This window comes from Mycobacterium asiaticum (assembly GCF_001673315.1).
Classification (GTDB): domain Bacteria; phylum Actinomycetota; class Actinomycetes; order Mycobacteriales; family Mycobacteriaceae; genus Mycobacterium; species Mycobacterium asiaticum_B.
Genome location: NZ_LZLQ01000059.1, coordinates 82702 through 103411, shown reverse-complemented (window position 1 = coordinate 103411; position 20710 = coordinate 82702). Strand labels below are relative to the sequence as shown.

Genomic DNA, 20710 nt, shown 5'->3' with positions numbered 1-20710 from the left:
GTCGTATGCCTCCGCTACAGCACTGCACTGCTGATAGGCCTGCCCATGACCAGAAAACAACGCCGCCAGCGCCACCACCCAGCTCCGAGCCAGCGCCACCACCCAGCTCCGAGCCGGCGCCGCCACCCAGTCCCGAGCCCAGCGCGGAACCCGGCCCCACGCCCACCCCGTGATGTGGATCGGCTGGCTCGAGTTCGATGTTCTGCTCGGCGACGTGCGATCACTGAAACAAAAGCGCTCGGTGATCCGACCCGTCGTGGCCGAGCTGCAGCGCAAGTTCAGCGTGTCCGCCGCCGAGACCGGCTCACAGGATCTGTACCGGCGGGCGGGTATCGGCGTCGCCGTGGTGTCAGTCGACCGCGCGCATGCCGTCGACGTGCTGGATGCTGCCGAGCGATCGGTCGCGGCGCATCCGGAGTTCGAGTTGCTGTCGGTGCGGCGTGGGCTGCACCGAAGCGATGATTAGTTAGCCGTCGCGGCCCTCACGCTTGCGGCCCAACGGTGCCGGAGCTACCGCACCGGGCGCGAGGCGGCGGGCCGCAACCAGAAACGCGGTGTGCCCCCGCATGGAGTGCTGCGGCCGCACGGCGAGCCCCACGACATTCCAGCCGCGCTGCAAGGTTTCCCACGAACGCGGCTCGGTCCAGCATTGCTGGGCCCGAACCGCTTCCACGACTTTCGAGAGTTGGGTGACCGTTGCGACGTAGATCACCAGCACACCACCGGCGACCACTAGCCGCGATACCGCGTCCAGGACCTCCCACGGCGCCAGCATGTCCAGCACCGCACGGTCGAACGAGTCGTCGGGCAGGTCGGACTCGGCGAGGTCGCTGATGATGAGTCGCCAGTTCGCCGGTGGCGCGTCGTAGTAGGCGCTGACATTGCGACGGGCGTGCTCGGCGTGATCAGCGCGGGCCTCGTAGGACACCACCTCACCCTGCGGTCCGACCGCGCGCAACAAGGACAACGTCAGCGCACCGGAACCGGCACCGGCTTCCAGCACTCGGGCACCGGGAAAGATGTCCCCTTCGTGCACGATCTGAGCGGCGTCCTTGGGGTAGATCACCTGGGGCCCGCGCGGCATCGACATGACGTAGTCGACGAGCAGCGGCCGCAACGCCAGGAACAGCGCGCCGTTGCTCGATTTCAGGACGCTGCCCTGCTCCTGTCCGATGATCGTGTCGTGGGCGATCCGGCCGCGGTGAGTGTGGAATTCGGCTCCCGGGGTGAGCGTGATCGTGTAGTGCCGGCCCTTGGCGTCGGTGAGCTGGACGCGCTCGCCGACGCTGAACGGACCCGTTGCTGCCACGGCGTCCAGCGTGCCAGCCGACTCGCTGCAGTCGGTGCTTGGGGTTGTCGGTACCCCGTCCTAGGCTGCGAATATGACGGCCGTACCGCAGCCGGACGTGCCCCGCGCCCGCCCGGCGCTCTCACCCTCGCGGGCCGCGGATTTCAAGCAGTGCCCGCTGCTGTACCGGTTCCGGGCGATCGACCGGTTGCCTGAGGCGCCGTCCGCGGCGCAGTTGCGGGGGTCGGTGGTGCACGCCGCGCTCGAGCGGCTCTACGGTTTGCCGGCCGGGCAGCGCGGGCCGGACACGGCCCGTTCGCTGATCGATCCGGCGTTGGACCAGGTGCTGGCCCGCGACCCAGACCTGGCCGGTGATCTGGACGCCGAGCAGCGGGCCCAGCTACTCGACGAGGCACGTGCCCTGCTCGCGGGCTACTACCGGCTGGAGGACCCAACCCGGTTCGACCCGCAGTGCTGCGAACAGCGGGTGGAGGTGGAACTGACCGACGGCACGTTGTTGCGCGGCTACATCGACCGTATCGACGTCGCCGCCACCGGCGAACTGCGTGTCGTGGACTACAAGACGGGCAAAGCCCCGCCGGCCGCGCGTGCGCTGGCCGAGTTCAAGGCCATGTTCCAGATGAAGTTCTACGCGGTGGCGCTGCTGCGTTCGCGTGACGTGCTGCCCGCCCGGCTGCGGCTGATCTACTTGGCCGACGGGCAGGTGCTGGATTATTCGCCGGATCGCGACGAGTTACTGCGCTTCGAAAAGACACTCATCGCCATCTGGCGTGCGATCCAATCCGCCGGCCAGACCGGCGATTTCCGGCCCAAGCCGTCACGGCTGTGTGACTGGTGCTCCCATCAGGCGCTCTGTCCCGCTTTCGGGGGGACGCCGCCGCCCTATCCCGGCTGGCCCGAATATGCGCGTAGCGCGCCGGAGTCGCTGCCGACCGAACCGGCGGCGTGACGATCGCGGGTCAACGGGTTGGATCTGTTCTGCCCCTGGTGCTGCTCCATGGCGTGACGATGTCCGCTCGGGCCTGGGATCCGGTTATCCCGATGCTGACCCCGCATCACGACGTCATCGCCCCGACCGCCGCGGGCCATCGCGGCGGTCCGCCGCTCGTCGGTCAGGCAAGCATCCGGGCCCTCACCGACGAGACCGAACGCTTCCTGGACGCGCGGGGCTTCGACCGCGTCCACATCGCCGGCAATTCTATGGGTGGCTGGATCGCCATAGAACTGGCCCGCCGCGGCCGCGCCCGCTCGGTCTGCGCCCTATCCCCGGCCGGCTTCTGGACGCCTGGAACCGCTGATGAAACCCGCGCCACCAGAAAGATCCGCCGGAGCAAGCGTCTGGCACAGATCGCTGGACCGGTTGCCGGCGCGTTTCTTCGCTTCGGAGTCGTCCGGTCGCAGACCATGCGCGACATTGCCGAGCACGGTGACCGACTCACCCGCGGCCAGGCGCTCGCCGCAATGAGTGATCTGCTGGGCTGCCCCTGCGCCGACGATCTGCTGGGCACCCTCGAGAGCGTCGCCCCGCTGGATCCGCTGCCGTGCCCGGTGACGCTGGCATGGGCGGCCAGGGACAAGATCTTCCCGCCAGGCGTGAACGGTGTCGTTGCCCGCCAACGTCTTCCGCAAGCCACTTACGTACTGCTGCCCGACGTTGGCCACGTGCCGATGATCGACAACCCGCGCCTGGTTGCCGACACCATCCTGAAAGTCACCGGTGCGGCGGGCTGACCGCTCCGACGTCAGTCGAGCGGCGACAACTCCTGCAGCACGGTGGGAATCAACTCGCTGACCGTCGGATGAATATGCATGGTGCGAGACAGCGTGGTGTAGGGCGCTTTGGTCGCCATGACGTCGAGGATGCAGTGGATAGCCTCGTCACCGCCCACCCCGAAGACGGCAGCTCCCAAGATCTCGTGGGTGTCGGCGGCGACCACGATTTTCATAAACCCTTGCGTCTCACCCTTTTCCACCGCGCGGCCCACCCGGGTCATCGGGCGCTTGCCGATCAACGCCCTGCGGCCCGACTGACGAACCTGCTCCACGGTCAGTCCGGCCCGCCCCAGCGGCGGATCGATGAACAGCGCATAGGTGGTGATGCGGTCACTCACCCGACGTTGGTCGCTGTCGAGCAGGTTGGCCGCCACGATCTCGAAGTCGTTGTAGGAGGTGTGGGTGAAGGCGCCCTTGCCGTTGCAGTCACCCATGGCCCAGATGTGTTCGACGTTGGTCTTGAGTTCATCGTCGACGACGACGTAGCCGCGTTGATCGGTCTGCACACCCGCGGCTTCGAGGCCCAGGTCGTCGGTGTTGGGCTGGCGCCCCACCGCCAGCAGTAGGTGGCTGCCCGCCACCGGGGCCGCTCCGGCGCGAGGTGTTAACTCAAAACCGTTATCCCGCTTGGCGATTCGGATATCGTCGGCACCGACGACGACGTCGACGCCTTCGTCCTCCAGGATTTCGCGAATCGTGGCCGCGACGTCCTCGTCCTCGCGCGCCGCCAGTCGCGGGCCACGTTCCACGACCGTGACCCGGGCCCCGAAGCGCCGGTACATCTGCGCGAATTCCAGTGCGATGTAGCTGCCACCGACGATGACGAGATGCTCGGGCAGCGTGTCGAGGTCCAGGACCGACACGTTGGTCAGGTACTCGACCTCGGAGAGTCCCGGGATGTCCGGCACCACCGCGCGCCCACCGACGTTGAGGAAGATCCGGTCCGCGCGCAGCAGTTCGTCACCCACCCGAATGGTGTGTGGATCCTCGAAACGAGCGTGCCCGCGGAACACGGTGCACCCGTCCATGCCGTCCAGCCAGGATTGGACGCCATTGCGGTCGTTGAGCATGATCTCGTCTTTGCGGGCCTTGACCTTGGCCATGTCCACGCTGACCGGTCCGGTGCCCACCCCGAAGTCCGCGCCGCGACGCGCCAGGTGCGCGGCGTGGGCGCTGGCCACCATGGTCTTGGTCGGGATGCACCCGTAGTTCACGCAGGTACCGCCGACGTGTTGGCGTTCGATGACCGCGACCCGCTGCCCAGCGGCGGTGAGGCGACCCGCCAGCGGTGGCCCGGCCTGACCGGCCCCGACGATGATTGCGTCGAAGGTTTGCGCTGTCGAGGACGCTCCGGTCACAGAGCCGCCGCCGCGGCGACGATGGCAATGCCGCCGAGCACCGCCACTGCATCTTCGAGGAGCGCGATCGGCAGGTCACGCCCGCCGTTCTTGACCACGAGCGCGCGGCGCGCCCGGAAGCCACCCAGCGTGCCCAGCACGGCACCGACGATTCCGGCGCCGAGCGAACCGAACTTGTAGTTCCAGGCGGTGCCGATGACCGCGCCGGCGAACCCGCCCATGATCAGGCGGACAGCGAACACCGGCGGCGCGGTGCGCGGCGGCGTCTTGGGGAGTTTGTCGTTGACCAGTTCGGCTACCGCCAGCACGCTCAGGATCACCACCGTGACCAGGTTGCCGACCCACGATGCCCAAGTTCCGTGCAGGTTGAGCCAGCTGAGGAAGACGGCCCAGGAGACCGCGGCCGCAGCAGTCAGTGACCGCAGGCCGGCGACTACGCCGATCAACAGAGCCAACAACAGAACGAGAACTTGTGTCACAGCGATCCCTCCTGGGAAAGACGTCGGCCCGGCGACGATGACAGAACCCCGCGGGGGGTCGCGGGTCCCAGCGGGACGCTAACATAGCCGCGGCCGCGGCACAGGCTCAGAATCTGCAGAATCTGATGTCGGAAGCCAGGATCGCTTTGGCCCCAATGGCAGCGAGCCGGTCCATGATGCCGTTGACGTCGCGGCGCGGCACCAAGGCGCGCACCGCGACCCAGTCCGGATCGGCCAGCGGAGCAATGGTCGGGGACTCCAGTCCGGGCGTGATCGACGTGGCCCGGTCCAGTGCGGAGCGCGGGCAGTCGTAGTCCAGCATCAGGTACTGCTGACCGAACACCACTCCCTGTACCCGGGCCACCAATTGCTCACGGGCAGAATCGGATTCGCCGTCGTGGTCGGCCCGCTCAATGAGCACCGCCTCCGAATCACACAGCGGCTCACCGAAAGCCACCAGATCGTGCAGGCTCAACGTGCGACCCGAGCCGACCACGTCGGCGATAGCGTCAGCGACGCCGAGTTGCACGGAAATCTCGACGGCGCCGTCCAGCCTGATGACGGTTGCCGTAACACTTTTGGCAGCAAGGTCTTTCCGAACCAGATTGGGGTACGCGGTGGCGATCCGCTTGCCCGCCAAGTCGGCCACGGTCCAGTCCCTACCGGCCGGCGCCGCATAGCGAAACCTCGACGAGCCGAAGCCCAGTGCCAAACGTTCGCGTACCGGCGCGTCGGACTCCAGCGCCAGATCACGCCCGGTGATACCGAAATCCAGCTCCCCCGAACCGACGTAGATGGCGATGTCTTTGGGTCGCAGGAAGAAGAATTCGACGTTGTTGGCCGGGTCGATGACAGTCAGGTCTTTGGGGTCGGTGCGGCGCCGGTAGCCGGCCTCCGACAGGATCTCGGCGGCCGGCTCGCTCAGTGCGCCCTTGTTGGGCACCGCAATTCGCAGCATGTTCAGAGTTTCCGATAGATGTCTTCGAGGGACAGTCCGCGGTAAATCATCAACACCTGAGTCCAATACAGCAGTTGGCTGATCTCCTCGGCCAGCGCGTCGTCGGGTTCGTGTTCGGCGGCCAGCCACACCTCGCCGGCCTCCTCCAGGATTTTCTTGCCCAGCGCGTGCACCCCAGCGTCCAGCGCGGCGACGGTGGCACTGCCGGCCGGGCGGGTGCGGGCGCGCTCGCCGAGTTCGGCGAACAGATCCTCGAAGGTCTTCACGGCCAGCGATTGTGTCATGTGCAGGTCGACGAAGTCACTTTGGTTTGGCCGCGAGCGTCCCCAGCTGTACACGATTCACGGCGTGTCGCTGTACCTTTGCGGCCGCTCGCGGAAGCCGCTCGCGGGCGCAGGGCTCAGTCCTCGGGGTTGTACCCGAGGTTGGGGGCGAGCCAGCGCTCGGCTTCTTTCAGGGTCCAGCCCTTGCGCTTGGCGTAGTCGGCGACCTGGTCCTGGGCCATCCGCCCCACCACGAAGTACTGCGACTGCGGGTGCGAGAAGTACCAGCCGCTGACCGCGGCGCCCGGCCACATCGCCATTGACTCGGTCAGCTCGATGCCGGTCCGCTCCCGAACGTCCATCAGCTGCCACAGCGTCGCCTTCTCGGTGTGCTCCGGGCAGGCGGGGTAGCCGGGGGCGGGACGGATTCCGACGTACTTCTCACCGATGAGTGCCTCGTTGTCCAGGTGCTCGTCCGGCTGGTAGCCCCAGAATTCCTTGCGGACCCGTTCGTGCATCCGTTCGGCGAACGCTTCTGCCAGCCGGTCGGCGATCGATTCCAGCAGGATCGCGCTGTAGTCGTCGAGGGCGGCCTTGAACTCCGCGATCTTTTCCTGGCTGCCGAGACCCGCGGTGACGGCGAAGGCGCCGACATAGTCCCGCAGACCTGTTTCTTTGGGGGCGACGAAGTCGCCTATCGACCGATTCGGGACGCCGTCGCGGTGCTCGCCCTGCTGGCGCAGGTTGTGCAACGTGGTCAGCACTTCGGTGCGGGTGTCGTCGGTGTACACCTCGACGTCGTCACCGACCGCGTTCGCCGGGAAGAACCCGATCACTGCGTTGGCGGTCAGCCACTTCTCCTTGATCAGCGTGTCGAGCATCTCCTGGGCGTCGTCGTACAGCTTGCGAGCAGCCTCACCGGAGGCCGGGTTGTTCAGAATGTCGGGGAATCGGCCCTTCATCTCCCAGGCGTTGAAGAACGGCTGCCAGTCGATGTACTCGCGCAACTCGGCGAGGTCGTAGTCGTGAAAATCGCGTACTCCCGCACCTATCGCGGGCACCGGCGGTGTGTAGCCGTCCCAGTCGATCGGCGTCCGGTTCGCGCGGGCCTTCTCCAGCGTCACCATCGGCCGCTCGTTCTTCTGGGCGTGCCGTTCGCGCAGAGACGCGTAATCCTTCTCGGTGGCCTCGAGCAGTGCCGGACGCTGCTTGTCGTCGAGCAACGCGGCAGCCACGGGCACCGAGCGCGACGCATCTTTGACCCAGACCACCGGACCACTGCGACGCGGCGAGATCTTCACCGCGGTGTGGGCGCGTGAGGTGGTCGCGCCGCCGATCAGCAGCGGCATCTCCAAGCCCTCGCGTTCCATCTCGGCTGCGAAGTTGGACATCTCGTCCAGGGACGGGGTGATCAGCCCGGACAACCCGATCATGTCGGCGTCGTGCTCTTTGGCCGCGTCCAGGATTTTCTGGGCAGGCACCATCACCCCGAGGTCGATCACTTCGTAGTTGTTGCACTGCAGCACGACCCCGACGATGTTCTTGCCGATGTCGTGGACGTCGCCCTTGACCGTCGCCATCACGATCGTTCCGTTGGTGTCCTTGGACGAGACGCCGCCCGAGGCTGTGTTCTGAGCCTTCTCCGCCTCGATGAACGGCAGCAGGTAGGCCACGGCCTTCTTCATCACCCGGGCCGACTTCACGACCTGGGGCAGGAACATCTTGCCGGCGCCGAACAGGTCACCCACGACGTTCATGCCGTCCATCAGCGGGCCCTCGATCACCTCGATGGGGCGGCCACCCGCTGCGGCGATCTCGGCCCGCAATTCCTCGGTGTCGTCGTCGACGTGCGCGTCGATGCCCTTGACCAGGGAGTGTGTGATCCGCTCGCGAACCGACAGGCTGCGCCACTCGGCGGCGGCCGGGTCTTCCGACTTCTCCGACTTGTTGAAGCGTTCGGCGATTTCCAGCAACCGCTCGGCGGCATCCTCACGACGATTCAGGACGACGTCCTCGATCCGGTCCCGCAGTTCGGGGTCGATCGAGTCGTAGGGCACCAACGCACCCGCGTTGACGATGCCCATGTCCAGGCCCGCTTTGATGGCGTGGAACAGGAACACCGCGTGGATCGCCTCACGGACGGGGTTGTTGCCCCGGAACGAGAACGACACGTTCGAGATACCGCCGGAGATGTGCACCCCGGGCAGGTTCTCCTTGATCCAGGCGCAGGCCTCGATGAAGTCGATTCCGTAGGTCGCGTGCTCCTCGATACCGGTCGCCAGCGCGAAGCAGTTCGGGTCGAAGATGATGTCCTCGGCCGGGAAGCCGACCTCTTCGGTCAGGATCCGGTAGGCGCGCCCGCAGATTTCCTTGCGGCGCTCCAGGTTGTCGGCCTGCCCTTGCTCGTCGAAGGCCATCACGACTACCGCGGCGCCGTACTTGCGGCACAACCGTGCCTCGCGGACGAACTTCTCCTCGCCCTCCTTCATCGAGATCGAGTTGACGATCGGCTTGCCCTGCACGTTCTTCAAGCCAGCCTCGATGACCTCCCATTTGGAGGAGTCGATCATCACCGGGACCCGGCTGATGTCGGGTTCGGCCGCGATCAGCTTGGTGAACCGATCCATCGCGGCGACACCGTCGATCATGCCCTCGTCCATGTTGATGTCGATGACCTGCGCACCGACCTCGACCTGCTGCAGGGCCACCGACAGCGCGGTGTCGTAATCCTCGGCCTTGATCAAGTTGCGGAACCGGGCGGAGCCGGTGATGTTGGTGCGCTCACCGATGTTGACGAACAGGGAGTCGTCGGTGATGTTGAGCGGCTCGAGACCCGAAAGCCGGGTAGCTACCGGGATCTCGGGAATCTCGCGCGGCGATTTGCCCTCGACGACCTTGGCGATCTCGGCGATGTGCGGGGGTGCCGTTCCGCAGCAACCACCGACCAGGTTGACCAGGCCGGACTCGGCGAAAGCGGCGATGTAGCCGGCCTGGCGCTCCGGAGTTTCGTCGTACTCGCCGAAGGCGTTGGGCAGGCCCGCGTTCGGGTAGCAGGAGACGAAGGTGTCGGCGATCCGCCCCATCTCGGCGATGTAGGGCCTCATCTCCGGCGCGCCCAGGGCGCAGTTGAGGCCGACCGCGATGGGCTTCGCGTGCCTGATCGCGTTCCAGAACGCCTCAGTGACCTGACCGGACAACGTCCGTCCGGAAGCGTCGGTAATGGTGCCCGAGATGATCAGCGGCCAGCGGCGTCCGCGGTCTTCGAAGAGTGTCTCGACGGCGAACACTGCCGCTTTGGCGTTCAGTGAGTCGAAGATCGTCTCGATGATGAGGATGTCGGCGCCGCCGTCGACCAGGCCGTTGGCTGCTTCCAGGTAGGCGGCGACCAGCTGGTCATAGGAGACATTGCGGGCTCCGGGGTCGTTGACGTCCGGCGAAATCGACGCGGTTCGCGTCGTCGGGCCGATGGCACCGGCGACATAGCGAGGTTTGTCCGGGGTGCTGTACTCGTCGGCGGCCTTGCGGGCCAGGGCGGCGCCGGCGTAGTTCAGCTCGTAACTCAGATCAGCCATGTCGTAGTCGGCCAGCGAGATCGCGTTCGCGTTGAACGTGTTGGTCTCGAGGATGTCGGCGCCCGCCTCGAGGTATTCGCGGTGAATCCCCTCGATGATGTGCGGCTGCGTCAGCGTGAGCAGATCGTTGTTGCCCTGAAGAGCGGTCGGCCACTCCGTAAATCGGTCGCCGCGGTAGCCGGCCTCATCCGGGCGATCCCGCTGGATCGCTGTGCCCATCGCGCCGTCGATGACAATGATCCGCTGGCGCAGAGCAGCCGTCAGTTCTTCGGTGCAGTCGGGGCGGATGTGCGGCTCGAAGGTGTTCGGCTCAGAGTTTTTCGACTCAACGACGTTCACATACGTTCCTTCCATAGCGGAAGGCGTCCTTGACTCTGCCGAGCGTGGCGGATACCAGGGGGAACCCAGGACCCCCGATAGCCGTTGCAACGCCTCTCGACGGTGAAAAGTCTACGTCGTCACCCGACGTCTGGACGCCTAGCTCGACCCGACCCGCGTGCCGATGGCTCCGCCCTCCGAGCGCCAGCCCGCAGATCAAGTCGACGATGTCCGTAGTTAGCAAAATCAACCAGACTGCAGCCGAACATATTTCAGCTCGACCACTGCCAAGGATAGTCCGCCTATGCATATGCATCGGGCGTTAATAGGTCCTGGCTGAGTGACGACGACCACGCTCACCACTCATGCAACGTTGGTTTGATCACACCTGCCACAGGCGTGCCATCCGACACGGTCACCGGCTCGGGCTTTGACGCGCACTCCCACACCCCACGTGCGCGACAGGGGCGGCCCCTCACGCCGTAGGCTGGCTAGGTGACTTTGCCGGATGGCGGGCCGCACGACGACGAGATGCTGCCCCAACTGCACAACACGGTCGTGGTGGCGGCTTTCGAGGGCTGGAACGACGCCGGCGACGCAGCCAGCGACGCGGTAACCCACCTGGCTGCCATCTGGGACGCCCTGCCGATTGTGGAGATCGACGACGAGGCGTACTACGACTACCAGGTCAACCGCCCGGTCATCCGCCAGGTCGACGGCGTCACCCGGGAGCTGGAATGGCCGGCTATGCGAATCTCGCACTGCCGTCCGCCCGACAGCGACCGGGACGTGGTGCTGATGCACGGTGTCGAGCCGAACATGCGCTGGCGCACCTTCTGTGACGAGCTGTTGGCAATCATCGACAAGCTCAATGTCGACACCGTGGTGATCCTGGGTGCGTTGCTGGCCGACACCCCGCACACCCGGCCGGTGCCGGTGTCGGGCGCGGCCTACTCGTCGGAGTCGGCGCGTCTGTTCGGCCTGGAGGAAACTCGGTACGAGGGGCCGACGGGAATTGCCGGGGTCTTCCAATATGCCTGTGTGGCGGCCGGGATCCCGGCGGTGACCTTCTGGGCGGCGGTGCCGCATTATGTGTCGCACCCACCCAACCCGAAGGCCACGGTGGCGTTGCTACGCCGCGTCGAGGAAGTGCTCGACGTCGAGGTGCCGTTGGGCGAACTGCCGGCCCAGGCCGAGGCATGGGAGCGCGAGATCACCGAGATGGCTTCCGACGACGAGGAACTGGCCGACTACGTGCAGTCCCTCGAGCAGCACGGCGACGCGGAGATCGACGTCAACGAGGTAATGGGCAAGATCGACGGCGACGCGCTGGCCGCGGAGTTCGAACGCTACCTGCGCCGCCGTCGGCCGGGCTTCGGTATCTAAGCGTCGCTGCCGCTGCGCAGCATCGCGATCACCGCGTCGGGTTCGCCGACCATTGCGGCGACGACACGCCTGTTGACGCCGGGAATCCATACCGACCGCAGCGCCGTACGGCGCAACCACAATTGGAACGACGACGTCGGCAAAAATTGGTTGGCGGCGTCGCGGCCAGTTTTCTGCTTCTCCTCGATCACAGGCCGCCACAGGCGTTCGTAGAAGTCGAGCGCACGGTCCACCGACGAGGTGCGGCGCAACTGCTCGGCCAGCACATAGGCGGCACCGATCGCCAGCGAAGCGCCTTGACCAGCCAACAGTGAAACCGCAGCGCAGGCATCGCCGATCAACACAACCCGGTTCCTGCTCCAGCGGGGCATCTCGATCTGGGCGACCTGGTCGTAGTAGATCTCCTGAGACGGCGGACAGCGCTGCAACGCCTCGGGCACCAACCAGCCAAGGTCCGCATAGCTGGTCTGCAACGCCGCGCGGGCATCATCAGGCAATCCTGGATCCGGCGTGCGGTGCACCGCGAACACCGCGATCCGGCCGTCGCGCAGGGTGTAGAAGCCCATCTGACGGTCGATGGTGTCGGTGAGAGCGACGTTATCGCCGATCGCCTCGCGGATGGTGGGAGCGTCGAATATGAAAGCGGCGGTATGGAATCCGAGATATCGCAGATACTGCGCTTCGTCCCCGAAAACTAGCGCGCGCACCGTCGAGTGGACTCCGTCGGCGCCGACGAGCAGATCGGCTTCCAGCGTCTCGCCACCGGCCAGCGTGATGGTCACACCCTCGCCGTGGTGGGTGACACCGGTCAGCGACGCACCGAAGCGCACCTGGACGTCATCGGACAGATTGTCCCGCAACACGGCTTCCAAATCGGGCCGCATCACGCTGCACAGCCGCCCGCCGAGTGCTTTGTCGATCTCGCCATACCGAACCGCGGCTCGACGGCGGCCTTCCTCGTCGACCAGGCTGGCTTCGTCGAAGTTGTATCCGACGTCTCGGATCGCGGGCAGGATGCCGACGGCCTCCGCGGCGTCATAGCCGGCGCCGAAGAAGTCGATCATGTAGCCCTGCGTGCGGGGCTGCGGCGCGCGCTCCAGCAGCACCACCTCGGCGCCCAGGGACGACATGCGCTCGGCTGCGGCCAGCCCGGCGATCCCGGCGCCGCAAACGGCCACCTTCACGGTGTCACTGGGACTTCGGCGGGGTCTCTAGTCCGTGCGTGTAGGCGCTCATGTAGCGACCGAGTTCGAGAACCTGGGCGTCCATCTTCGGTAGCACCTCGGCTGCGGCCCTAGACACCACGAGTTCGCCCGCACGGCTGGCCAGCACCGGCTTGAGCCAGCGGAACAGCACCACCCAGGCCGGGCAGTACACCTGCGACTTGCGGCCCTCGATTCCCTTCACCAGGGCCGTAGCGCACTTGGTGACCGAGGTGGTCTTGTTCAGCGGCCATGGCAGCTTGGCGAGCAGTTCCCCGAATGCCGGCAGATCGCCCTTGGTGTCGCGGACCAGCGCCGTGTCGATCCAGGACATGTGCGCCGAGCCGACACTGACGCCGAGATGACTCACCTCCAGCCGCAGTGCGTTGGCGAGGTGCTCGTTGCCGGCCTTCGACATGTCGTAGGCCGCCATCCCGGGCGCCGCGGCAAAGGCGGCCAGCGACGAGACAACCAGCACGTAACCGCGGCGCTCGATGATCGACGGCAGTGCGGCGCGCACAGTGTGGAAGACGCCGAGCAAGTTGACATCCAGGACCCTTTTGAAGGCGTCCGGGTCGATGTTGAGTACCGAGCCATAGCTGGCAATGCCGGCATTGGCGACGACGATGTCGATTCCGCCGAACTTTTCGACGGCCTGGTCGGCGGCGCCCTGCATGGCGGACATGTCGCGCACGTCGGCGACGACGGTCAGCACGCGGTCATCGCCGCCTAGTTCGGCGGCGATCGTCTTCATCTCCGCGTCGCCCACGTCGGTGAGCACCAGCTTGGCGCCCCGATTGTGCAGCCGACGTGCCACCTCCGCGCCGATCCCGCGGCCTGCGCCGGTGATCAATACGACCTTGCCCTGCACCGAAGTCATGGCGGAAAACGTACCATCGCGGCCCTACAGGGCGACCCCCAGCAGTGCGTCGACGGCGGTCGCGACCAATCGGGGCGCCGCCGCGTCATGACCGCCGTACTCGAGCGCGTCGGTTGTCCAACCATCAAGTGCGGCAAGCGCTTTAGGGGTGTCGAGGTCGTCGGCCAGGTACCGCCGGAGCCGTCTGATGAGGTCGCCCGCGTCCGGCCCGGCGGGAAGGGCGGCGGCAGCGCGCCAGCGGTGCAGGCGGTTTTGCGCCTCGTCGAGCACCTGCTGGCTCCAGAAACGGTCGGCGCGATAGTGCCCGGACAGCAGTCCGAGCCGGACCGCTGCCGGATCGACGCCCTGGTCGCGCAACTTCGACACCAGGACCAGGTTGCCGCGGCTCTTGGACATTTTGTGCCCGTCCCAGCCGATCATTCCGGCGTGTACGTAGTGCCGGGCGAATCTGCGTTCACCGCTGACACATTCGGCGTGCGCGGCCGTGAACTCGTGGTGCGGGAAGATCAGGTCGCTGCCACCGCCCTGAATGTCAAGGTTTGTTCCGATGCGGCTGAGCGCGATCGCGGCGCACTCGACATGCCAGCCCGGTCGGCCGGGTCCGAACGGGGAGGGCCAGCTCGGCTCGCCGGGCCTGTTGACCCGCCACAGCAACGCGTCGAGTTCGTCGGTCTTTCGGGGCCGGCGCGGGTCGCCGCCGCGCTCTTCGAACAACGCGAGCATCGTGTCGCGGTCGTAGCCGGACTCGTAGCCGAACTGCAGCGTGGCGTCGGCCCGGTAGTAGACGTCAGGGTGCTCGTCGTCGAGGACATACGCGGCACCCGAAGCGACCATTTTCTCGACCAGCTCGACCATTTCGGCGACAGCCTCGGTGGCCCCGACGTATTCCTGCGGCGGCAGCACCCGCAGTGCGGTCATGTCTTGGCGGAACAGCTCGGTTTGTTCGTCGGCGAGATCGCGCCAGTCGACGCCGTCGCGCTCCGCACGCTCGAACAGCGGGTCGTCGACGTCGGTGACGTTCTGCACGTAGTGCACTTCGTGGCCGAGATCCAGCCACAGCCGATGGATCAGGTCGAAGGTGAGGTAGGTGGCGGCGTGGCCCAGGTGCGTTGCGTCATATGGGGTGATGCCGCAGACGTACATCGTGGCCCTGTCGCCGGGCGTCACTGGCCGCACCTGACGGTCGGCGGTGTCGTAGAGGCGCAACTCCGGACCGCGTCCCGGCAGTGCCGGGAACGCTGGAGAATCCCACGACCGCATGCGTCGACTTTAAGCCCGGCGACGATGCGCTTGCCTTGGCGGGGCGAGGAGGAGGTAGCTGATCGGCTTTGAGCTTGGCGATTGTGGGCTTTGTCTCCGGCGGGACTGAGGAGGCGGGGGCTGATCGGCTTGAGCTTGGCGACTGTGGGCCTTGTCTCCGGCGGGGCGAGGAGCAGGCGGGGGCTGATCGGCTTGAGCTTGGCGACTGTGCTGTTTAGCGCGGCGGGGTCGAGTGTGCAATTGCGGCTTCGACAGTGAAGCTGCGGCGGAAAAATCGCGATTTCACCGCCATGGCCGCACACTCACTGCCACAACTGCACACTCACCGCCACAGCCGCACACCCACTGCCACAACTGCACACCCACCGCCACAGCCGCACACTCACCGCCATAACTGCACACCCACTGCCACAGCTGCACGCCCGAAGGCGGTGATGCTCCGCTAGTACCAGGACCGCTTGATCGCGTCCAGCAGAATCGGCGCGACGTCCCTTCGGCACATCACGAAGTCGGGCAGATACGGATCCAGCTGGTTGTAGAGCAGCGGCGACCCATCCAATCGCGACGCATGCATCCCGGCCGCCAGCACCACCCCGGCGGGTGCAGCCGAATCCCACTCCCACTGGCCGCCGGCGTGCAGGTACGCATCGGCGACGCCGTCGATCACGGCCATGGCTTTGGCTCCCGCCGATCCGATCCGCACCAGCTGAATGTCGACGAATTGCCGGATCCGGTACAGGATCGCCGGCGGCCGGGTAGCGCTGACGGCGATCCGAACGACATCCGGGACGCCGACGGGCGCGCTGTCGGCGGTGACGGTGTCGCTGCGGTAGACAATGTTGCCGCGCGCCGGCAGGGACACCGCTGCGTCGGTTATCTGTCCGCCGCCGTCCGCGGAGCGTTGCCACAGGGCGATGTGCACTGCCCAGTCGTCACGGCCAGGGATGGAGAACTCTCGGGTGCCGTCCAACGGGTCCACGATCCAGACCCGGTCGCAGCGCAGCCGGACCAGGTCGTCGTGCGCTTCTTCGCTGAGTACCGCATCGCCTGGCCGTTCGGCTCGTAACCGGCGCAGGATCAGCGAGTTCGCCCGACGGTCACCGGCATCGCCCAGTTCCCATGGGTAGTCGAAACCGACTTCCTCGCGCACGGCGAGCAACAACTCCCCCGCGTCCGCGGCGAGTTCGGCGGCCAGCGCAGCGTCCGTCAGGTCACGCGTGGCCGGGTTCACCGACCCAGTATCGCCGACGGTATGCAACCGCTCAGAACGCCGGCCACGGGATGGGTCGATGCCGGTTGGGTTCAGGCATCACCGGATCGCGGAGCAGTGCGTGCGCGCGCCGGCTCAACGCCGCTATTTCGGTGCTGGTAATGCATCCTCTGAGTTCCTCGGCAAGCGGGCCGCGCAACGCGTCGACCAACCGCTCGACCGCTTTCAGAGTCTTGTCGTCGATCGGATCACCGGCCCAACCCCAAAGGACGGTGCGCAGCTTATCCTGCACATGCAGGCTCACCCCGTGATCGACTCCGTAGACATTGCCCTCGAGGTCCACCAAAATATGGCCGCCCTTGCGGTCGGCGTTGTTGACCAGGATGTCGAACACCGCCATCCGCCACAATCGGATGTCGTCGGCATGCATCAGCAAAACCTCATCGCCGGTGTAGTCGTAAGCCCGCAACACCGGCAGGTAGCCCGGTTGCGGCTTTCTCACCGGAAAAAGATCAACCAGGTCGGGACCCTCGGGGGGATCGGAGTCGACCGCGTCGCCAGGCTGCTGCACCCACAGTTGCAGCATGCCGGGGCCGGCTGGCCCGTTGCGAATTATGGTGTGCGGCACAATGTTCCAGCCCAGATAGGTCGACACCAGGTAGGCGCCAACCTCGCGTCCGGCCAATGTCCCGTCGGGAAAGTCCCACAGCGGCTGCTCTCCGGAGACGGGCTTGTAGACACAGTGCACGACGTCGGAACCCAGCGCTGCCTCACACAGGAAGGTGGCGTTGCTCGCCGAGCGGATCCGTCCCAGAACGGTCAGCTCGCCGTCGCGCAACACCTCATGTTTGTCATTCCTCGGCGTCATCGCTGGACCCGAAGAGCGCTTCGCGCCGGTAGCCGTTGGTGCGTGCGCAGATGTGGCCTTCCGGGTCCAGTGGTTCCTCGCACAACGGGCATGGCGGGCGGCCGGCCGAGATGACGCGGTTGGATCGGGTGGCGAATTGCCGCGCCGACTCCGGCGTCAGGAACACCCGCACCGCGTCCGGTCCTTCGTCGGTGTCGTCAAGCACGACGGAGGCATCGAATTCCGCGTCGGTGACGGCCAGTAGTTCCACCACGACCGTCTGCGCTTCGGAGTCCCAGCCCAGCCCCATCGTGCCGACCCGAAATTCGGCATCCACCGGCATGATCAGCGGGCTGAGATCGTCGACCTCGGTGGGCTCCGGCGGTACCGGGGTGCCGAACCGGCGATTGACTTCGAGCAGCAACGCGCCGATTCGTTCGGCCAGCACTGCGACCTGCTGCTTTTCCAACACCACCGACACAACCCGGGAGTCGTGCACCGCCTGGATGTAGAACGTGCGATTTCCTGGCTGACCGACGGTCCCGGCCACGAAGCGGTCGGGTGTGCGGAAGACGTGAATAGCTCGGGCCATGGCAATTCCAAAATACCGTGCAGGCGCCGCCGCCGTGCGACTCGCACTCCTGAGGAGACGACGGCCCGACCCGCGAGAGTGCACCGGTGGTACGGGATCTCCGGCGTGTCGGTGTACCGGAGTGCACGTTCGCGCGGGAGAGCCGGACGTTCAGCCGCGAGCTTCAGTGCCGGGCGATCCGCCGAGAGAGCCTCAGTCGCCGGGAGACCCGAGTGAGTCAGTCGGTCGAGCCGCCGACCACCGCGTCGCCCTGCGGCACCTCACCGTCGGGCGCATCCTTCTTCGGTTCCGGCGGCGGCGGCGCGGCACGCAATCCGGCCGACAGCCGCGCCCCGGTGTGGTTGACGTGCAAGACGAATGGTCGCAGCGGCGTGTAACGGATCACGCTGACCGACGCGGGATCGGCGTTGACGCGCTGGAAGCTGTCCAGGTGCATGCCGTAGGCATCGGCGATGATCGCCTTGATCACGTCGCCGTGCGTGCAGGCCACCCAGAGCACGTCCCCGCCGTGCTGCTCGCTGAGCCGCCGGTCGTGCTCGCGCACCGCGGCGACCGCGCGGGCCTGCACCTGCGCCAGTCCCTCCCCGCCGGGAAACACCGCCGCACTGGGGTGGGCTTGCACCACCCGCCACAACGGCTCGTTGGTCAATTCGCTGAGCTTGCGACCCGTCCATTCGCCGTAGTCGACTTCGGCGATTCGCTCCTCGATCTGCGGCTCCAGACACAGCGCCTCTGCCAACGGTTCGACGGTCCGACGGCACCGCAGCAGCGGCGAGGACACCACAGCCCGGATCGAGAGGTCGCCGATGCGGTCGATCAGTCCCGTCGCCTGCTCCCGGCCTTTGTCGTCGAGGTCGACACCCTCGGACCGGCCGGCCAGCACTCCCGCCGTGTTCGACGTGGACCGGCCGTGGCGTAACAGCAGGACGGTCATGTCGCCGCTACCGTCCCGGTCGCCAGCAGGATCAGTACCGCGACTCCGGCGACAACTCGATAGCCCACGAACCAATACATGTTGTGCCGCACCAGAAATCGCAGGAACCACGCGACGGCGGCCAGGCCGATGATGAACGCGATCACGGTAGAGGCCAGCAATTGCGGGCCGGTGGCGCTCATCCCTTCAGTCACGGGGTGAAATGCGTCAGGCAGCGAGAACAACCCTGAAGCGAACACCGCCGGGATGGCCAGCAGGAAGCCGAACCGGGCGGCCAATTCGCGTTCCAGCCCCAGGAAAAGGCCGGCGCTGATCGTCGAACCGGAGCGCGAGACGCCGGGCACCAGCGCCAGGCATTGCGCCGCGCCCACCACGACAGCGTCGCGCCAGTTCAATCGTTCGATGTCACGGGTCTGGCGACCCAGGTACTCGGCCAGCGCGATCACCGCGGAGAAAACCACCAACGCCGTCGCGACCACCCAGAGGTTGCGGACCCCGGACCGGATCACATCCTTGAACAACAGGCCGAGCACACAGATAGGGATGGTCCCGATGATGACGAACCAGCCCAACCGGTAATCGGCATCGCGCTGCGATTTCACCAGCAAGCCGTGGAACCAGGACCGTAGGATCCGGATGATGTCACGCGCGAAGTAGACGAGCACGGCCGCTTCGGTGCCCAATTGGCTCACTGCGGTGAACGAAGCGCCGGCGTCGCCGCGGAAGAAGACTCGCGACACGATCGCCAGGTGCCCCGACGATGAGACCGGGAGAAATTCCGTCAGGCCCTGGACGACGGAAAGAACGACGACCTGGCCCCAGGACATCGGCACCACCGCAGACACGACGACGACCGTACCCGGTGCGGTTGGTCGCTACCGGATTCGACTCTCAACGAGCGACGGGCACCGCGCAAGCTACGGAGTCACGGACCGCTGCGGCTACGCTGCGCTCATCGGTGAGGTCGATGTCACGGACGCTGCGAACTGCGCGTGCGACGACGTCTTCGGCGTGCGGGACGGGCCCGGCCAACCGAGGCCGGTAAATTTCGACGATCAGCGAGTGGTGTTCCACGTGAAAGGAAAAACTGCGTCCATCTCCCACTTGTCCGTACCCACTGGCGTAGATACCCGCAGTCATGTCTTCGACAGCAAACTCGCGGTTTGTGGTATGCCGGTCAGCGGTGACGGTCATGTCGGCAGAGTACCTCCGCTGCAGCGCTTTACACCTCCAACTTGCAAATTGGGCGCGATAACGTTCCTTAGAGTTTCATTTGAGCTTCGTCGATACGGGAGATTACGGTTGCTGTTTGCTGTTCATAAGCGCGTTTATCAGCGCATTGCCGTCGGTGTTGTTTTGCTGACTCTAGTGGCGGCGTGCTCGTCGAATCCGCTGGACACAGCTCCCCGAACCATCGAACCCGCCGCGCCGGCCGCCTCACCGCCGGCTTCGGATCCCGCCGGTGTGGTACGGCCGCTGGGCGGTCACGCCCAGAACGCGCTGTTCGACGGGGGGTCACGCCAGCTGGTGGTCCTCTCCCCCGGCGCTGACCCGACGGGTCCGGCCAGCATCACCATGTTCGCCGGCGCGGACCAACTGAGCCCGCCGCGCGTCGTCGGACTGCCGGGACCAGCTACCGCAATGGCCGGCGACGGACGCGGCACGGTGTACCTGTCCGGACGCGGCGGCTACCTGACGCTGGACCTGTCCACCGGGGCCAGCAGAACGACACCGGTTGCCGATGCCGCCAGAACCGAATTCACCGCGATCGCGCTGCGCGGCGACGGCAGGTTGGTGCTGGGCAGCGCCGATGGCGCCGTCTACACCCTCGCGGCCGACGGTTCGGTCACCGAACACAGCAAGATTTTTGCCCGCGTCGACGCGCTGGTGACACAGGGAAACACCACCGTGGTGCTGGATCGGGGTCAGACGTCGGTGACGACGCTCGGCGCCGACGGCCATGCCGGGCAGGCCCTGCGGGCAGGTGCGGGCGCCACCACGCTGGCAGCCGATCCGCAGGGCCGCGTGCTGGTGGCCGATACTCGCGGTAACCAGCTATTGGTCTACGGAGTCGACCCGCTGATCCTGCGGCAGGCCTTTCCGGTGCGCCAGGCGCCCTACGCGTTGGCCGGGACACGCGACCTGGCCTGGGTGACCCAAACGGCAGCCAACACCGTTATTGGTTACGATCTCAGCACCGGAATCCCCGTGGAGAAGGTGCGTTACCGAACCGTGCAGCAACCCAACTCGCTGGCCTTTGACGAGTCAGCAGACACCCTCTACGTGGTGTCGGGGTCGGGTGCCGGGGTCCAGATCATCGAGCACGCCAAGGGCAGGCCGTGAGCGTCGGGCGGGCCCCGCGATGGAGT

The 20710-nt window shown here is 66.4% G+C and carries 20 protein-coding genes; 5 read left to right on the top strand and 15 right to left on the bottom strand.

The window, feature by feature from the left end:
- Positions 1–172 precede the first annotated feature (172 nt).
- A complete protein-coding gene (locus tag A5636_RS09545; RefSeq protein WP_065158389.1) occupies positions 173–466 on the top strand; it encodes a DUF503 domain-containing protein in 294 nt (97 codons plus the stop codon).
- Here the strand turns inward: A5636_RS09545 and trmI are convergent, their stop codons facing one another.
- Positions 467–1309, bottom strand: coding sequence for a tRNA (adenine(58)-N(1))-methyltransferase TrmI (trmI, locus tag A5636_RS09540; RefSeq protein ID WP_065158388.1), 843 nt, complete (start codon positions 1307–1309; stop codon positions 467–469).
- A 73-nt stretch (positions 1310–1382) separates the two neighbouring features.
- Here trmI and A5636_RS09535 point away from each other — a divergent pair, with 73 nt between their 5' ends.
- Together A5636_RS09535 and A5636_RS09530 are read left to right on the top strand one after the other, a co-directional pair.
- Positions 1383–2258 (top strand): RecB family exonuclease, encoded by an 876-nt coding sequence (locus A5636_RS09535; RefSeq protein ID WP_065158387.1) that lies wholly within the window; start codon positions 1383–1385, stop codon positions 2256–2258.
- Positions 2255–3040, top strand: a complete 786-nt coding sequence (locus A5636_RS09530) for an alpha/beta fold hydrolase (RefSeq protein ID WP_301336701.1) — start codon at positions 2255–2257, stop codon at positions 3038–3040. Before A5636_RS09535 ends, A5636_RS09530 begins: the two co-directional genes overlap by 4 nt.
- An 11-nt stretch (positions 3041–3051) precedes the next feature.
- On the opposite strand, the gene A5636_RS09525 is transcribed toward A5636_RS09530, so the two are convergent.
- From A5636_RS09525 to metH, 5 genes are all read right to left on the bottom strand, one after another.
- Positions 3052–4440: an FAD-containing oxidoreductase gene (locus A5636_RS09525; protein ID WP_065158386.1), complete on the bottom strand. Its 1389-nt coding sequence runs from the start codon at positions 4438–4440 to the stop codon at positions 3052–3054.
- Positions 4437–4919 carry a DUF4126 domain-containing protein gene (locus tag A5636_RS09520; RefSeq protein ID WP_065158385.1) on the bottom strand — a complete coding sequence of 161 codons (483 nt, stop codon included), beginning with the start codon at positions 4917–4919 and terminating at the stop codon, positions 4437–4439. The genes A5636_RS09525 and A5636_RS09520 overlap by 4 nt, the downstream gene beginning before the upstream one ends.
- A gap of 106 nt (positions 4920–5025) precedes the next feature.
- On the bottom strand, positions 5026–5877 hold the full coding sequence (gene hisG / locus A5636_RS09515; RefSeq protein ID WP_065158384.1) for an ATP phosphoribosyltransferase: 852 nt from the start codon (positions 5875–5877) through the stop codon (positions 5026–5028).
- A 2-nt stretch (positions 5878–5879) separates the two neighbouring features.
- Entirely contained in the window at positions 5880–6161 is a 282-nt protein-coding gene (locus A5636_RS09510) for a phosphoribosyl-ATP diphosphatase (RefSeq protein WP_065158383.1), read from the bottom strand.
- 116 nt (positions 6162–6277) lie between these two features.
- Positions 6278–10066 (bottom strand): methionine synthase, encoded by a 3789-nt coding sequence (gene metH / locus A5636_RS09505; RefSeq protein ID WP_065158382.1) that lies wholly within the window; start codon positions 10064–10066, stop codon positions 6278–6280.
- A gap of 495 nt (positions 10067–10561) precedes the next feature.
- Between metH and A5636_RS09500 the strand changes: the two genes are divergently transcribed.
- Entirely contained in the window at positions 10562–11416 is an 855-nt protein-coding gene (locus A5636_RS09500; protein ID WP_065158399.1) for a PAC2 family protein, read from the top strand.
- Here the strand turns inward: A5636_RS09500 and A5636_RS09495 are convergent.
- The 9 genes from A5636_RS09495 to A5636_RS09455 form a co-directional block, all read right to left on the bottom strand.
- Complete coding sequence (locus tag A5636_RS09495; protein ID WP_065158381.1) at positions 11413–12600, bottom strand: FAD-dependent monooxygenase; 1188 nt, start codon at positions 12598–12600, stop codon at positions 11413–11415. The genes A5636_RS09500 and A5636_RS09495 overlap by 4 nt on opposite strands.
- Before the next feature lie 4 nt (positions 12601–12604).
- Positions 12605–13498, bottom strand: coding sequence for an SDR family oxidoreductase (locus A5636_RS09490; protein WP_065158380.1), 894 nt, complete (start codon positions 13496–13498; stop codon positions 12605–12607).
- A 24-nt stretch (positions 13499–13522) separates the two neighbouring features.
- Positions 13523–14758, bottom strand: coding sequence for a cysteine--1-D-myo-inosityl 2-amino-2-deoxy-alpha-D-glucopyranoside ligase (gene mshC / locus A5636_RS09485; protein WP_065158379.1), 1236 nt, complete (start codon positions 14756–14758; stop codon positions 13523–13525).
- Between the two features lie 442 nt (positions 14759–15200).
- Positions 15201–15989 carry a 3'(2'),5'-bisphosphate nucleotidase CysQ gene (locus A5636_RS09480; RefSeq protein ID WP_065158398.1) on the bottom strand — a complete coding sequence of 263 codons (789 nt, stop codon included), beginning with the start codon at positions 15987–15989 and terminating at the stop codon, positions 15201–15203.
- A 31-nt stretch (positions 15990–16020) separates the two neighbouring features.
- On the bottom strand, positions 16021–16836 hold the full coding sequence (locus A5636_RS09475) for an SCO1664 family protein (RefSeq protein ID WP_065158378.1): 816 nt from the start codon (positions 16834–16836) through the stop codon (positions 16021–16023).
- On the bottom strand, positions 16820–17407 hold the full coding sequence (locus A5636_RS09470; protein ID WP_065158377.1) for a DUF3090 domain-containing protein: 588 nt from the start codon (positions 17405–17407) through the stop codon (positions 16820–16822). Before A5636_RS09470 ends, A5636_RS09475 begins: the two co-directional genes overlap by 17 nt.
- Before the next feature lie 217 nt (positions 17408–17624).
- A complete protein-coding gene (locus A5636_RS09465) occupies positions 17625–18341 on the bottom strand; it encodes a histidine phosphatase family protein (protein WP_065158376.1) in 717 nt (238 codons plus the stop codon).
- Positions 18338–19168 (bottom strand): undecaprenyl-diphosphate phosphatase, encoded by an 831-nt coding sequence (locus A5636_RS09460; protein WP_065158397.1) that lies wholly within the window; start codon positions 19166–19168, stop codon positions 18338–18340. The genes A5636_RS09465 and A5636_RS09460 overlap by 4 nt, the downstream gene beginning before the upstream one ends.
- 64 nt (positions 19169–19232) lie before the next feature.
- Entirely contained in the window at positions 19233–19535 is a 303-nt protein-coding gene (locus A5636_RS09455) for a hypothetical protein (RefSeq protein WP_065158375.1), read from the bottom strand.
- 111 nt (positions 19536–19646) lie between these two features.
- Between A5636_RS09455 and A5636_RS09450 the strand changes: the two genes are divergently transcribed.
- Positions 19647–20684, top strand: coding sequence for a hypothetical protein (locus A5636_RS09450; protein WP_216638823.1), 1038 nt, complete (start codon positions 19647–19649; stop codon positions 20682–20684).
- Positions 20685–20710: the final 26 nt, after the last annotated feature.